Origin of the sequence: Rodentibacter rarus, from assembly GCF_001998965.1 — a bacterium.
GTDB classification, from domain to species: domain Bacteria; phylum Pseudomonadota; class Gammaproteobacteria; order Enterobacterales; family Pasteurellaceae; genus Rodentibacter; species Rodentibacter rarus.
In genome coordinates, this window is the sequence record NZ_MLHJ01000055.1 from 1 (window position 1) to 15,030 (window position 15,030).

At 41.3% G+C, this 15,030-nt stretch carries 13 protein-coding genes; 5 read left to right on the plus strand and 8 right to left on the minus strand.

Annotation, left to right across the window (positions count from 1 at the left end; all coding sequences use genetic code 11):
- Positions 1 to 416 precede the first annotated feature (416 nt).
- From nrdA to BKK50_RS06620, 3 genes are all read left to right on the plus strand, one after another.
- Positions 417 to 2,687 (plus strand): class 1a ribonucleoside-diphosphate reductase subunit alpha, encoded by a 2,271-nt coding sequence (gene nrdA / locus BKK50_RS06610; protein ID WP_077416526.1) that lies wholly within the window; start codon positions 417 to 419, stop codon positions 2,685 to 2,687.
- Between the two features lie 65 nt (positions 2,688 to 2,752).
- Positions 2,753 to 3,883: a class Ia ribonucleoside-diphosphate reductase subunit beta gene (nrdB, locus tag BKK50_RS06615; protein WP_077416527.1), complete on the plus strand. Its 1,131-nt coding sequence runs from the start codon at positions 2,753 to 2,755 to the stop codon at positions 3,881 to 3,883.
- A 467-nt stretch (positions 3,884 to 4,350) separates the two neighbouring features.
- The gene (locus BKK50_RS06620) at positions 4,351 to 5,739 is read left to right on the plus strand and encodes an SLC13 family permease (RefSeq protein WP_077416529.1); all 1,389 of its coding nucleotides are present in this window, start codon (positions 4,351 to 4,353) and stop codon (positions 5,737 to 5,739) included.
- An 83-nt stretch (positions 5,740 to 5,822) separates the two neighbouring features.
- Here the strand turns inward: BKK50_RS06620 and BKK50_RS06625 are convergent, their stop codons facing one another.
- The 5 genes from BKK50_RS06625 to BKK50_RS06645 are packed head-to-tail and all read right to left on the minus strand — an operon-like array spanning position 5,823 to position 8,881.
- On the minus strand, positions 5,823 to 6,440 hold the full coding sequence (locus BKK50_RS06625; RefSeq protein WP_077416532.1) for an energy-coupling factor ABC transporter ATP-binding protein: 618 nt from the start codon (positions 6,438 to 6,440) through the stop codon (positions 5,823 to 5,825).
- Positions 6,427 to 7,068: an energy-coupling factor transporter transmembrane component T family protein gene (locus BKK50_RS06630; RefSeq protein ID WP_077416534.1), complete on the minus strand. Its 642-nt coding sequence runs from the start codon at positions 7,066 to 7,068 to the stop codon at positions 6,427 to 6,429. The genes BKK50_RS06625 and BKK50_RS06630 overlap by 14 nt, the downstream gene beginning before the upstream one ends.
- Complete coding sequence (gene cbiM, locus BKK50_RS06635) at positions 7,065 to 7,688, minus strand: cobalt transporter CbiM (protein ID WP_077416535.1); 624 nt, start codon at positions 7,686 to 7,688, stop codon at positions 7,065 to 7,067. The genes BKK50_RS06630 and cbiM overlap by 4 nt, the downstream gene beginning before the upstream one ends.
- A complete protein-coding gene (locus BKK50_RS06640; protein ID WP_077416537.1) occupies positions 7,688 to 8,185 on the minus strand; it encodes a hypothetical protein in 498 nt (165 codons plus the stop codon). Before BKK50_RS06640 ends, cbiM begins: the two co-directional genes overlap by 1 nt.
- A 15-nt stretch (positions 8,186 to 8,200) precedes the next feature.
- Positions 8,201 to 8,881 (minus strand): DUF4198 domain-containing protein, encoded by a 681-nt coding sequence (locus BKK50_RS06645; RefSeq protein WP_077416539.1) that lies wholly within the window; start codon positions 8,879 to 8,881, stop codon positions 8,201 to 8,203.
- 95 nt (positions 8,882 to 8,976) lie between these two features.
- On the opposite strand from BKK50_RS06645, the gene BKK50_RS06650 reads away from it, so the two are divergent.
- Complete coding sequence (locus BKK50_RS06650; RefSeq protein WP_077416541.1) at positions 8,977 to 9,381, plus strand: Cd(II)/Pb(II)-responsive transcriptional regulator; 405 nt, start codon at positions 8,977 to 8,979, stop codon at positions 9,379 to 9,381.
- A 73-nt stretch (positions 9,382 to 9,454) separates the two neighbouring features.
- On the opposite strand, the gene pntB is transcribed toward BKK50_RS06650, so the two are convergent.
- From pntB to BKK50_RS06665, 3 genes are all read right to left on the minus strand, one after another.
- Positions 9,455 to 10,879 (minus strand): Re/Si-specific NAD(P)(+) transhydrogenase subunit beta, encoded by a 1,425-nt coding sequence (gene pntB / locus BKK50_RS06655; protein WP_077416543.1) that lies wholly within the window; start codon positions 10,877 to 10,879, stop codon positions 9,455 to 9,457.
- 10 nt (positions 10,880 to 10,889) lie between these two features.
- On the minus strand, positions 10,890 to 12,428 hold the full coding sequence (gene pntA / locus BKK50_RS06660) for a Re/Si-specific NAD(P)(+) transhydrogenase subunit alpha (protein ID WP_077416546.1): 1,539 nt from the start codon (positions 12,426 to 12,428) through the stop codon (positions 10,890 to 10,892).
- 223 nt (positions 12,429 to 12,651) lie between these two features.
- Complete coding sequence (locus BKK50_RS06665) at positions 12,652 to 13,494, minus strand: endonuclease/exonuclease/phosphatase family protein (RefSeq protein WP_077416548.1); 843 nt, start codon at positions 13,492 to 13,494, stop codon at positions 12,652 to 12,654.
- 100 nt (positions 13,495 to 13,594) lie between these two features.
- Between BKK50_RS06665 and BKK50_RS06670 the strand changes: the two genes are divergently transcribed.
- Positions 13,595 to 14,920: a cation:proton antiporter gene (locus tag BKK50_RS06670; protein WP_077416550.1), complete on the plus strand. Its 1,326-nt coding sequence runs from the start codon at positions 13,595 to 13,597 to the stop codon at positions 14,918 to 14,920.
- Positions 14,921 to 15,030 lie beyond the last annotated feature (110 nt).

Consider the following 15,030-nt stretch of genomic DNA (forward strand, 5'->3'; position numbering starts at 1 on the left):
ATGGCTTTTTCCGGTATTATGTAGCAAATGCATAAAACAGAAATTTTAACCAAAACATAGGGACACACTGCGTGTGTCCGTTATAAAATCAAATTATTTCAATAGGTTAAAACTCGGACACACGCAGTGTGTCCCTACAAGATAACAAAAAACAACGTTGTGCAACTGCTGCATAATACCGAAAAACACCCAACTTTTAACCGCACTTTTTTTGTTTTTTCAAGTAAAAAAATTCTTCTTTTTACGGTTTATCAAAAAACTTTTGTTTTTAAATAACTTACCTTTTGTCAATCATTTTGACAGAAAATTTATCACTTGATCCTAATGAAAAAACACATTATCTTGTGGGACATTCTTTTATAAACACTATATATTGTGTTCAAAAAAATATCGTAATAGTAACAGGGCTCGTACTGATGAACAAAAGTTTAATGGTGACAAAACGTGATGGCACGCTGGAACAAATCAACCTTGATAAGATTCACCGTGTGATTACTTGGGCAGCTGAAGGATTAGAAAACGTTTCGGTTTCTCAAGTTGAATTACGTTCGCATATTCAATTTTATGAAGGGATTCGTACTTCTGATATTCACGAAACCATCATCAAAGCGGCAGCGGATTTAATCAGCAAGGATACCCCTGATTATCAATATCTTGCCGCTCGTTTGGCGATTTTCCATTTACGTAAAAAAGCTTACGGTCACTTCGACCCGCCTCGTTTATATGATCATGTCAAAAAACTTGTGCGTATGGGGAAATATGATCATGCCCTTTTAGACGATTACACCCGTGAAGAATGGGATGAAATGGATGGATTTATCGATCACTGGCGTGATATGACCTTTTCTTATGCTGCCGTCAAACAACTGGAAGGCAAATATTTAGTGCAAAATCGTGTCACCGGTGAGATTTACGAATCGGCACAATTCCTTTATTTATTGGTTGCTGCGAGTTTGTTTTCAAAATATCCACAGGAAACCCGCTTGGACTATATCAAGCGTTTTTATGATGCCACCTCCACCTTCAAAATCTCCTTACCCACACCGATTATGGCAGGCGTGCGCACCCCAACCCGTCAATTCAGTTCTTGTGTTTTAATTGAATGTGGCGATAGCTTAGATTCTATCAACGCCACCGCCTCAGCCATTGTAAAATATGTTTCCCAGCGTGCGGGAATTGGCGTAAACGCCGGTGCAATTCGTGCTTTAGGCAGTGAAATCCGTGGTGGTGAAGCTTTCCATACGGGTTGTATTCCGTTCTATAAATATTTCCAAACTGCGGTGAAATCTTGTTCACAAGGCGGCGTGCGCGGCGGTGCGGCAACGGTTTACTACCCATTATGGCATTTAGAAGCCGAAAGCTTGCTCGTGTTAAAAAACAACCGAGGTGTGGAAGATAACCGTGTTCGCCATATGGACTATGGTGTGCAATTAAATAAATTAATGTATCAACGCTTAATCAAAGGCGGCGATATTACTTTATTCAGCCCGTCCGATGTACCGGGGCTTTACGAAGCATTCTTTGCCGATCAAGATAAATTTGAAGCACTTTATGTCAAATATGAGCAAGATCCAAATATTCGTAAACGCACGGTTAAAGCGGTCGAAATTTTCTCTCTGTTAATGCAAGAACGCGCTTCAACAGGTCGTATCTATATTCAAAATGTGGATCACTGTAATACCCACTCACCGTTTGATCCGAAAGTCGCCCCGGTACGTCAATCTAACCTTTGTTTAGAAATTGCCTTACCAACCAAACCATTAAGTCACATTCACGATGAAAATGGTGAAATAGCCCTTTGCACCCTTTCCGCATTTAATCTAGGCAAAATTGAACACCTTGATGAATTAGAAGAGTTAGCCAATCTTGCCGTTCGTGCCTTAGATGCCCTATTGGATTATCAAGACTACCCTGTTGCTGCGGCAAAACGGAGTTCTCTTGCCCGCCGCTCTTTAGGAATTGGGGTGATTAACTATGCTTATTACTTAGCGAAAAACGGCGTGCGTTATTCCGATGGCAGTGCGAATGATTTAACCCACCGCACTTTTGAAGCGATTCAGTATTACTTATTGAAAGCCTCAATGAACTTGGCAAAAGAACAAGGGGCTTGTGAATATTTCAACCAGACCACCTATTCACAAGGTATTTTACCGATTGATACCTATAAAAAAGATTTGGATTCGCTCACCCAAGAGCCGTTACATTACGATTGGGAAAGTTTGCGTAAAGACATTCAAGAATTTGGCTTGCGTAACTCCACCCTCACTGCATTAATGCCATCGGAAACGTCATCACAGATTTCTAACGCCACCAATGGTATCGAACCGCCTCGTGGTCATGTGAGCGTGAAAGCCTCAAAAGACGGTATCTTAAAACAAGTCGTGCCGGATTATGAAAATTTGAGTGATAACTACGAATTACTTTGGGATATCCCAAGCAATGATGGTTATCTACATTTGGTCGGTATTATGCAAAAATTCGTGGATCAAGCGATTTCCGCCAACACCAACTACGATCCAAAACGCTTTGAAGACGGCAAAGTGCCGATGAAAGTGTTGTTAAAAGATTTATTAACCGCTTACAAATACGGCTTAAAAACCCTTTACTACCAAAACACCCGTGACGGCGCCGAAGATGCCCAAGAAGATCTTGATGACGGCTGTGCAGGTGGGGCTTGTAAAATCTAATTAATCAACCCTTTAAAAGTGCGGTTAAAATCGACCGCACTTTTTTAAAAACAGAGGAAACCCAAATGGCATACACCACTTTCTCACAAACTAAAAACGACCAATTAAAAGAGCCGATGTTTTTTGGTCAGAATGTTAACGTTGCCCGTTACGATCAACAAAAATATGAAACTTTCGAGAAATTAATCGAAAAACAACTTTCTTTCTTCTGGCGTCCGGAAGAAGTGGACGTGTCGCAAGATCGTATTGACTACGCCGCATTGCCTGAACACGAAAAACATATTTTTATCAGTAACTTAAAATATCAAACCCTATTGGATTCCATTCAGGGGCGCAGCCCGAATGTGGCACTGTTACCCCTAGTTTCTATTCCGGAATTAGAAACTTGGATTGAAACTTGGACGTTCTCTGAAACCATTCATAGCCGTTCTTACACCCATATTATTCGTAATATTGTGAACGATCCATCCATCGTTTTTGATGACATCGTCACCAACGAAGAAATCATCAAACGTGCAAAAGATATTTCTTCTTACTACGATGATTTAATCCGTGATAGCCAACTTTATGGTTTATACGGTGAAGGGACTTACACGGTAGATGGCAAAGAATGTGTCGTCACATTACGCAACCTCAAAAAGCAACTTTACCTTTGCTTAATGAGTGTGAATGCCCTTGAAGCCATTCGTTTTTATGTGTCTTTTGCCTGCTCTTTCGCCTTTGCGGAACGCCAATTAATGGAAGGTAATGCAAAAATCATTAAATTTATCGCTCGTGATGAAGCGTTACATTTAACCGGTACGCAGCATATTTTAAACATTATGGCGGCAGGTCAAGACGATCCTGAAATGGCAGAAATTGCCGAAGAATGTAAACAAGAAGCCTATGATTTATTCCTCGCTGCGGCAGAACAGGAAAAAGAATGGGCGGATTATTTGTTTAAAGACGGGTCAATGATCGGTTTAAATAAGGATATTTTGGTGCAATATGTGGAATATATCACCAATATCCGTATGCAAGCCGTTGGCTTGCCATTACCATTCCAAGCACGTTCTAACCCAATTCCTTGGATTAATGCGTGGTTGGTGTCTGATAATGTGCAAGTGGCCCCGCAAGAGGTGGAAGTGAGCTCTTATCTTGTAGGACAAATTGATTCTAAAGTTGATACCAACGATTTTGGCGATTTTGATCTCTAGTAAAGAAATGCCCTTCATTAAAGGTGCACAGCCCGCCACCCTTTGCATTTAATGTTTAATTGAAATAATTAGACCCGATATATCAATATCGGGTTTCCTTTTAACTAAAAAGCCCCTTCGCTATCAGATTCAATGCTTGAAAAAACAGCTGATGGATTTACCACACCAATTATTCTACCAGCACTTTCATTCTCACCCACTCCCCAAAACACTCGCTAAAATCGACTGACCGGATATCCGTTTGCGGCTGAATAATAGAGAGGAATAAACACAAATCCATCCGGTAAGTACTCATCACAATAATAAGAATATAAACACCAATAATAAAAGTGCAGTCAAAATTTCATTATTTTTTATAAAAAAGATCGACTTCATTCTCCTGCCTTATTTCATTTTGAAATCATTTGACCCATTATTTAAATTTTGTTAAAAATTTGTTGATTAAAAATCATATAAGGAGTATCCCGATGAAAACACATTCCACTTTTTTCTCCAAATATAAAAGCACACTTATCCTCACCTTAGATTTTATTTTGATGCTGTTTTTAATTCATTTCCTTCCCTTCTCACCAAAAGAAAATCGAGGATTAGCACTGCTCATTTTCATTGGCATTCTCTGGTTAACAGAAGCCTTTGATATTACCGTCACCTCTTTGATTGTGCCGGTGTTAGCCATTGGGTTAGGGCTTATCAATACTCAAAAAGCACTGGCGCCTTTTTCGACCCCCATTATTTATATGTTCTTTGGTGGTTTTGTGATGGCTGCCGTATTGCAAATTCAATCCTTAGATAAACTCATTGCAGGCTATATTATCCGGTTGGCGAAAGGTAATTTGAAATTGGCGATTGCCTATTTATTTGGCGTGACCACTTTTCTTTCCATGTGGATTAATAACACAGCAGTTGCGGCAATGATGCTGCCATTAACTCTGGGTATGCTAAAAGGTATTAATGTGGGAAATAATTATCGTCTTTATGCTTTTGTGCTACTCGGCATGGCATTTAGCGCCAATATCGGAGGAATTGGCACCTTAGTCGGGAGCGCTCCTAATGCGATTCTTGCCTCCCAAATTCCGGTTACCTTTACAGAATGGTTGGGGTATGGTTTTCCGGTGATGTTACTTTTGCTCCCCTCTATGTTATTTTCTTTATGGGTTATCCTCCGTCCGGACTTCAACGTGCCTTTCAACCCTACAATTGAGCGAATTCAGTTTACCTCAAAAAATCGTATCACCTTGGTGATTTTTACCGTTATGGCTGCGTTACTGCTCTTTGGTTCATTAATCAATCCTTGGCTATCCAATGCCCTTGGGTTACCGAATAAAATCGAAAACTTTGACACCGTTGTGGCGCTAAGTGCGGTTATTTTAATTTGCGTATCCAACGCCGCAAAATGGAAAGACATTCAAGAACGGGTTGAGTGGGGGGTATTAATTTTATTTGGCGGTGGTTTAACCCTTAGTGTGGTAATGAAAGATTCCGGTGCAAGTAAAATTATGGCTGACAGTATTGTGCAATTTGTGCAAACCAAACCCCTTTGGGTACTTTGTGTCACCCTCACCGCCTTTATTATTTTCCTGACGGAATTTACCTCAAATACAGCCAGTGCGGCATTGATTATGCCGATTGTGATTTCCGTTGCCCAATCCATGGGGTTCCCGCCTATTTCTCTTGCGGCGATTATCGCCTGTGGAGCAAGTTGTGCCTTTATGCTGCCTATTGCCACACCACCAAATGCAATTGTCTTTAGTACCGGTCATATCAAACAGACGGATATGGCAAAAGTCGGGTTGGTATTAAACCTCTTCTGCATTGTGGTTATTAGTGGATTAACCTACTTTTTCTGGATGAACTAATTCCAAGGTCCACATAAGAATTCAGGCAGAATTCCATTGGGGATATTTCAGAACATTAAGGGGAAAGGTTCAAATTTCCCCTTTTATAATTGAATCACCTCATCAGCCAGTTTTTCAATAAACCCTAGATGATGTGAAGAGATGAGCATTGGGAGCCCTAACTCACGCAAAAGTGCGGTCAGTTTTTCGATATTTTTTCGATCTAATCCATTAGTGGGCTCATCTAAGAGTAACATTTTAGGCTGCATAGCAAGCACACCGGCGAGTGCAGTAAAATTTTTCTCACCACCGGAAAGGGTATGCACAGTGCGATCCTTTAAATGGTTGATACCTAAACGTTCAAGTTGTTGTTCCGCAAGTTGATAGGCATATTCACGAGAATGTTGCTGGTTAAGCGGTCCAAAGGCGACATCGTCTAACACAGTTGGGCCAAAAAGTTGATCATCAGAATGTTGAAAACACATTCCCACTATTCCTCGGAATGGCGCAAAATCTTTTTCTTTTTGGCAAATTTTATCAAACAGTTTAATCTCCCCTTTTGAAATAGGCACAAAACCAAGCAAGGCAAGTAATAAGGTGGTTTTCCCCGTGCCAATATCGCCTTGAACAAATAGGCGTTTTTGCCCCTCAAGATGAAAAGTTAAATCCTCAATAATCGTTTTATCATTACGTTCAATACAAAGATTTTTAACGCTCAGCATTTTCTTTCCTTTTGCCAAATTGAAAACCACGACATTTCAGTGCAATTTGTGCTGTCTCAGCTTTTAACAATGCATAAATTAGTAATAATGTGACACTTTGTGCTGTGACATAAAGCGTTCTTACATTCAATTTTGGCTGATACCCTCTGGCACGCATTGCTCTGTCCATTTTTTGTCGCAATTCCCTCAAAAGGGCGATGTAACGTACCGTCAACACAATTAATTGACTTAATTTTTCAGGCAAAGGTAATTTACCCAGAGCCTGTAGTAAAACCGTTTCATTCATATTCCATAAAAAAAACCAAACGGAAAACAACAAAAGGTTCATCCGAAGACTCAATATTTCTGCAAGTTGAATTCCTTGAGGATGAAATTCAATTCCTCTCTCTCCAATTTGCCAACTTAATGTCACCCACATTAAAACAATGAAAAGGAAAAAGCGAATCCAACGTTGGAAATAAAGAAAAAAGGTTTGTTTTCCCATTGAAATGAGCAAGACAAAAACAAACATCACGCTGACATTTAGCGTGATGAGCCAAGTAAGATCTTGTAAACCACTAATAATAAATCCCCAAATAAAGAGATAAATTAATCGAAAGTGCGGTTGAAATAACGCCTGAATTTTCATGAAGAAATCCGTGTCGTGGAATTGAATGCAGCCGGATACATTTTGCAAAGGAGTGAAATCACACCGACACTAATCACGCTGTCTAAAATAAACACGGGAAGATGAGAGACAAGCAGTAACCAAATGAGATCAATGTAATTTTTTCCGTTATCAAGCACTAATGCGAAAGAGGCTAGGGCTGCGGCTCCCCCGACTCCAATCACACCAGCCCCAACGCCGATTAGTAAACAGGTCTTCAATGCCATTTGAGGTTGTAGCGATGAACGGAAAAGATAATGAATAAGAATAGCCGGCGTTGCCATAATGCAGAGATTCACACCGAGGACAGCAAATCCGCCAAAGGAAAAGAACAACACTTGTAGCAGCAAGGCTATGAGAAACGCTGGAAATACCGCCCATCCAAGAAATAATCCCGCCATACCATTTAAAATCAAATGAACACTGCCAAACCCTACCGGGATATGGATTGTGCTTGCAACAAAAAAAGCAGCAGCGAATAAGGCGGTAAGCGGTAAACGTTCGTGCTCTAATCGGCGAACACCGACTGCCACACCAATAGCGGCAAGCGCAGCACCGGTCAATAAAATAGGGGTATGCAACACGCCTTCAGATAAATGCATTATTTGGCTCCTTGTTTAATTTTTCGGGAATTCAACCAGGCGATCAACCCTGCAATCCCGACAATATAACCAATGCCGCCTAAAATATCATGCAAATAAATTTTATCTTTTAAATGTGCAATATCTTCACGAAGTAACATAAAATTATCGTTACTGCTATTTGAAACCATTGTGCGATCTGCCACCACCGACACTTTATGCCCTTCCTCACCTTCTACGACAACCTTTAGTGTCGTATTCGGTGCATCCGGTACGGCAATATTAAACGCACCCAGTACATCCGTTTTACCGGTTAAAATGGGCTCCTCAATGCCGGAACGGAATACTTCAAAATAAGTTGCCGCTGCCGGTGCCATATCGGAATAATAAGATTTCCCCGAAAGCACTTGCCCATCATACTGGGCAAAGACATAAAGTGCGTGAGCATTGGCACTCGGTAAATAGAAGATGCCGAAAAGTGCCGTTAAAATTGCGGTGAAAAAAGACCTGATTTTCATCACAACCTCTCACATTTATTGCGCATCAAAGGTCAGCATATATTCAATGGAACGGCGATCATAATCAGGATTCTCCGCAACATTTTCTTCAAACTCCGCCCAAACTTTGTTATAGCCTTTGACGGGCGTAAATTCGGCAATGCCTTTTTCGTTAGTGAGATTAAAAGGAGCATCTTCCCCAATACCGACTTTAATCCCTTGAATCGGTTTGCCATTGTGTAAAACCAAAATGCCAAGGGGTTTTCCCGCCTCCGCTTTTGCCTGTGGGATCAATTCATAAGCCACATTATGCGCATTAAAAGATTGTTCATCCCATTTTAAAATGGCTTTTCCCATCTTCATCGGATTGGTCGTAAATTCCGCAGAAGGCGCTTCACGTTTGGTTTTCTCCACATATTTGCCGCTAGGTAATTTTGACCATACACCGTTATTAAATACCATAAAAACGATGCTGGATTTTGGCATTACATAGGCTTCACCGTCTTTGAAGCGGTAATCAAGTGCGGTTAATTTTCCTTGAGAATTTAAAACTTGGAAAGATTGGATTTTATGTTGAGGATAGGATTCCGTTTCCGTATGACCAAATTTCATCACATACTCGCCTTGTGATGAAGTGGGTTCAAGCCATACATTATGCGCATTTGCCATAGATAGCGCCAAAAGTGCGGTGAATCCCACAGTAAGTTTAAATTGCATTCGTTTGTCTCCTTATTTATTTAATTATTAAAAAAGCGAGGCTAATGATAAAATATGAAGTCACTTCAGAGTCAAGTTATTTTTTAAGGGGCATCATGAAAATAGGACAATTAGCCAAAGCCTTAAATTGCACAGTTGAAACCATTCGTTTTTATGAGAAACAAGGGCTACTTTCTCCGCCACAACGTACCAGTGGAAATTTTCGTCAATATAATGAAGATCACCTCCAACGCCTTTCTTTTATTTGCCATTGTCGAAGTTTGGATTTATCCCTTAGTGAAATCAAAACACTCATCGCACTTGAACATTATCCGGAACAGCGCAGCGAAGAAATGAATAAATTGCTCGATCACCACATCAAAGAAATTGCCAAACGCATTCACGAACTAGCACATTTGCGAATGAAACTGATCGAACTAAGAGAAAAAAGCACTGCTACCGATGAAGATCCAATGAAATTACTCTTACAACATAGTGGTGTACGGTTTGTGAGGTGGTAAATTGAATACAAAAAATAACCGCACTTTAGCTTCCCAAAGTGCGGTTATTTTTTATGGTGTTTTTAAACAGCGTTTAAAGGGCTTTTAAAATATCTTCAACACGCTCTTTCGCATCACCAAAGAGCATTTGGGTGTTTTCTTTGAAGAATAATGGATTTTGCACCCCCGCGTATCCTACCGCCATAGAACGTTTGAATACGATGACATTTTGTGCTTTCCATACTTCCAATACCGGCATACCTGCAATTGGGCTGTTTGGATCTTCCATTGCAGCAGGGTTTACCGTATCGTTCGCGCCAATCACCAATACCACATCGGTATCAGCGAAATCATCGTTGATTTCATCCATTTCAAGCACCACGTCATAAGGCACTTTCGCTTCCGCTAACAGCACGTTCATATGACCCGGTAAGCGACCGGCAACCGGATGAATACCAAAACGGACATTCACACCACGTTCACGCAATTTTGCCGTAATATCGGCGACCGGATATTGTGCTTGCGCAACCGCCATACCGTATCCCGGTGTGATGATCACAGAACTTGCATTTTTCAATAATTCCGCCACTTCTTCTGCGCTGGTCTCACGATGTTCGCCTTGTTCTTCATCGGAAGACACTTGAACATCATTACCAAAACCACCGGCGATCACGCTGATAAATGAGCGGTTCATCGCTTTACACATAATGTAAGAAAGAATTGCACCGGAAGAGCCCACTAATGCACCGGTTACGATCAAGAGGTCATTGCTCAGCATAAAACCTGCCGCTGCCGCTGCCCAACCGGAATAAGAGTTAAGCATAGAGACCACCACCGGCATATCCGCCCCACCGATAGATGCCACTAAATGCCAGCCGAATGCGAGCGCAATGACGGTCATTAACAAGACAGGGAAAATATTGCCCGGATTGTTTAAGAATGCCACCATCAATAATGCAGAAACAACAAGTGCCGCTAAATTTAATTTATGGCGATGAGGTAACATTAAGGCTTTTGAGTTGATTTTTCCACTGAGTTTACCGAACGCCACCACAGAACCGGTGAAGGTGACCGCACCGATAAAAATACCAAGGAAAACTTCCACATTATGGATGGTTGTCAACGTTGCCTGCTCAGCAAGGAACTGCGCCTGTTGCACTTCATCCAAACCGTTCGGCATCGTTGGAATATCGTGTAAACCGTAGCTGTTAAAGCCCACAAGCACCGCAGCCAAGCCCACAAAGCTATGAAGGATCGCCACCAGTTCCGGCATTTCCGTCATTTCCACTTTTAAGGCACGTTGAACACCGATCACCCCACCGATAATCATCGCAATGATGATCCAGAATGTTCCCTCTGAATGAGGCCCAAAAATCGTTGCCACTAAGGCGATTGTCATCCCCACAATGCCAAACCAACAACCCGCTTTAGCCGTTTCGTGTTTAGAAAGCCCAGCTAAGCTCATAATGAAAAGTAATGCTGCAACAATATACGCAGCCTGTACTAAACCTTCAGACATTGCGATCTCCTTAACCTTTTCTAAACATTGCTAACATACGTTGTGTGACACGGAAGCCACCAAAAATATTGATGCTTGCCACCAAAATGGCCACAAAGGCTAACGCATCAATAAAGAGGTTGCCTGACGGCTGACGAATTTGTAACAACGCCCCCACAATAATGATGCCCGAAATGGCATTGGTGACCGCCATTAATGGGGTGTGAAGGGCGTGGCTGACATTCCAAACCACATAATAGCCCACCACGCACGCCAAGACGAATACGGTAAAATGCGATAAAAATGCTGCCGGCGCAACAGAAGCAAGCCAGAGGAATAATACGCCTACACCTGCCATCACACCGTATTTCACACGAGGATCCATTGGTTTCGCTTCTTTTTTCTCTGCAACCGGTGCGGCTTTTGCCTCTTGTTTTGGTTGTGCAGACACTTGAATTTGTGCCGGTGGGATTTCTTCTCCATCACGCACCACGGTGACACCACGCAATACTACATCGTCAAAATCAATATTGATATTGCCGTCTTTCTCTTTACATAAGAGTTTCAATAGGTTAACGAGGTTTGTACCGTAAAGTTGGGAAGATTGGGTTGGTAAACGGCTTGGGAAATCCGTATAACCAATCACTTTGACTTGATTTTCCGTGGTCACCACTTTACCCGCTTCGGTATATTCGCAGTTACCGCCGGTTGCCGCTGCCAAATCTACAATCACCGAACCCGGTTTCATTGAATCCACCATTTCTTTGGTGATTAAACGGGGTGCCGGTTTACCCGGAATGGCTGCGGTGGTAATGATGATATCCACTTCTTTGGCTTGTTCAGCGTAAAGCGCCATCGCACGGCGGTTAAATTCCTCCGACATCACTTTCGCATAACCATCGCCACTCCCCCCCTCTTCTTTGAAGTCGATTTCTAAGAAGCTGGCGCCCATACTTTGCACTTGCTCTTTTACTTCAGGACGGGAGTCAAAAGCTCGAACAATCGCACCAAGGCTGTTAGCCGCACCAATCGCCGCTAACCCTGCTACCCCCGCACCAATCACCAATACTTTCGCCGGTGGTACTTTACCTGCCGCAGTAATTTGTCCGGTGAAGAAACTACCAAATTCGTGTGCGGCTTCAATCACTGCACGATAACCGGAAATATTCGCCATTGAACTTAACGCATCCAATGCCTGTGCACGTGAAATACGCGGCACCGCATCCATCGCAAGCACATTGATTTTCTTCGCCGTTAATTTTTGCATTAACTCTGGATTTTGCGCACGCCAAATGAAACTCACCAAGGTAGCTCCTTCTTTCATTTGTGCGATTTCGTCATCTGTCGGCGGATTCACTTTAAAAATAATATCCGATTGCCAAATTTCGGCTGCTGTGCCAATTTTTGCGCCGGCTTCGACAAACGCCTGATCCTCAAAACTGGCTTTAAAACCCGCATTGTGTTCTACGATCACCTCAAAGCCCAATTTCAGGATTTGTTGAACCGTTTTGGGCGTTGCCGCCACACGGCTTTCATTATCAAGCAGTTCTCTTGGTACACCAATTAACATACTGTTTCCCTCTGTTTGATGATTGGATTAAATGTATGGAATGAATTTGCATCCATCCTTCCTGTAAATGACAAAAGTCAAACGCCGTTAAATGTACCATTGTTCGCTAAAAATGCGGTAGATTTTTTTCAGTGGTTTTACAAGATATTGTGATAGGGGTTATAAAAAATTAAAAAGTGCGGTGAATTTTTTAGATGATTTTTACCATCGCACCCGCTTTGAGCTATTCAAATGCCAACGCCACCCAAATCGGTGAATGATCGGAGGAGGTCACTGTCTCCGTTTTTGACGATAATACTTTCATCCCTCTAACAAAGACAAAATCAAGAGGATAATTGAAAAAATACCGCCGCTCATCGGGAACAAAAGATACCTCATTCAATCCCGCTTGGGTAACAAATTCATCTAAAATCTTTTTTCGTTCCCCATTCCACGCATTAAAATCTCCCGCCAAAATGACCGCACTTTGAGATGGCGGAATAAGGGAAAAAATTCGTTCAAGTTGTGCCTGATAAGCCTCCGGTGTCCATTCAAAGTTAATTAAATGCACATTAATCACAACCAATTCCTCCCCATTATTTAGCGGGAAACTCATCATACTCGCCACCTTAGGGATAAAAATCCAAGGTTCAGGCTGAGAAAGTCCACAGTAACGTTGCGGTATCGTCTGTGAAAAGGTTTTTACCCCTGAATATCGCCCTTTATAGGCAAAACCTGAGACAGAAAGTGCGGTCGAAAATGAAGATAAATTTTGTTCTGTTGTTGCCTCTTGCAACAAAACCATATCTTGATGTTGGGAAAATCGAACTAAATCCTGTTGCCAGCCTTGATCCTCCCCTTTGTGAATATTCCAACTGAGTAAACGAATAGGCTTTTTTTCTAAAACAGGAACAGATTCCGGTACGGCGAAAAAACAAAATGAGTCAAGGGGAGAAAAAGATAACCGGATCTGGCTTTTAAAATCCATCCGAACCGGTTCAAAAATACGAAATTGATTAAAAATATGAATGCCGAATGCAATACCTATCAAGGGTAAAAATACAAAAATTTTATTAATCCTTTTCATTATTTTATTTCTCCCAAGACAAACTTTATAAATAATAACAGTTTGCTTATACTAGGCAAATACTTAATGCATACCAACTATTCTTTGCGAAAAATCAACGATGAATATTTATACTTACCTCTGTTTCCTTGCCACGATTGCTATTTTAATCAGTTTCATCACACAAAAAATCAACGATAATATTCAATATACTATCGCCATTACCGCCACCTCTATGTTTGGCTCCTTAATATTCGTTTTATTAGGCTATTTTAATTGGTTTAATTTAGATGACATTGCAATAAAATTAGTCGAACGTATTGATTTTAAAGATTTTTTATTAAACGGTATTCTTGGTTTCCTGCTTTTTGCCGGTGCATTGGGGATTAAATTACCGGTATTAAAAAACCAAAAATGGGAAATCGCCACCTTCGCTCTTTTTTCTACCTTTGCTTCCACCTTTTTTATCGGTTTTATGATTTATGGTATCAGCCAATTATTTGGCTGGCATATTGATTTAATCTACTGCATTTTATTCGGTGCATTAATTTCTCCCGATGATCCCATTGCCGTCCTTGCCATTATTAAAAACTTAAAAGCACCAAAACGTTTGGCTATGCAGGTTGAAGGGGAATCTTTATTTAACGATGGGATTGGGCTTGTGATTTTCACCACGGTTTTTGCTGTTGCTTTTGGCGGTCAAGAACCCACCGTCAGCGGCATATTACATCTGTTCTTTCAAGAAGCTTTAGGGGGAATTGCCTTTGGTTTTGGCATAGGCTTACTTGCTCATTATTTAATTTCAGCGACCGATGATGGATCGCTGGAAATTTTGTTAACCTTGACTATCCCCACTGCCGGTTTTATGTTGGCAAATTTGCTCCACGTCTCCGGTGCGTTAGCCATGGTCGTTGCCGGAATTTTAATTGGTAACTGGACACGCTACACCGGATTTTCAAAACAAAGCAGACATTATTTCAATCATTTTTGGGAAATGATCGACCACTTCCTAAATTCACTATTATTTATCTTGATCGGATTAGCCATTCTACTGATTCACGTTTCATGGCAAGGTCTCATTTTGATCGCGCTTGCGATTCCCATTTGCTTGATTTGCCGTTATGTTAGTGTATGGCTTCCTTTCCAAGTGATGAAACGTTATCGCAAATATAATCCTTATACTCTGCAAGTACTGACTTGGGGGGCGTTACGTGGCGGGTTGGCATTGGCGATGGCGCTTTCCATTCCTATGGGACAATTCCATATCGAGGGGTTAAATATGGATGTGAGAGATCTCATTTTAGGGATGACCTATGCCGTAGTCACGTTCTCTATTCTCGTACAAGGCACAACGATTGAAAATATGATCCGGAAATCAAAAGAAATCATTATTCGTGAGCGAGGCTATGCCGGGATTGGATTAGCAAAATCAGAAAATAAAGAATAAATGATAAAAAAGTACGGTGACATAATATTGTGGTCTACCAATATTATGTCACCGTTACACACCGTTGTTTTTTTGTTCTGTTCGCAGGGAAACACTGCGTGTGTCCGAAT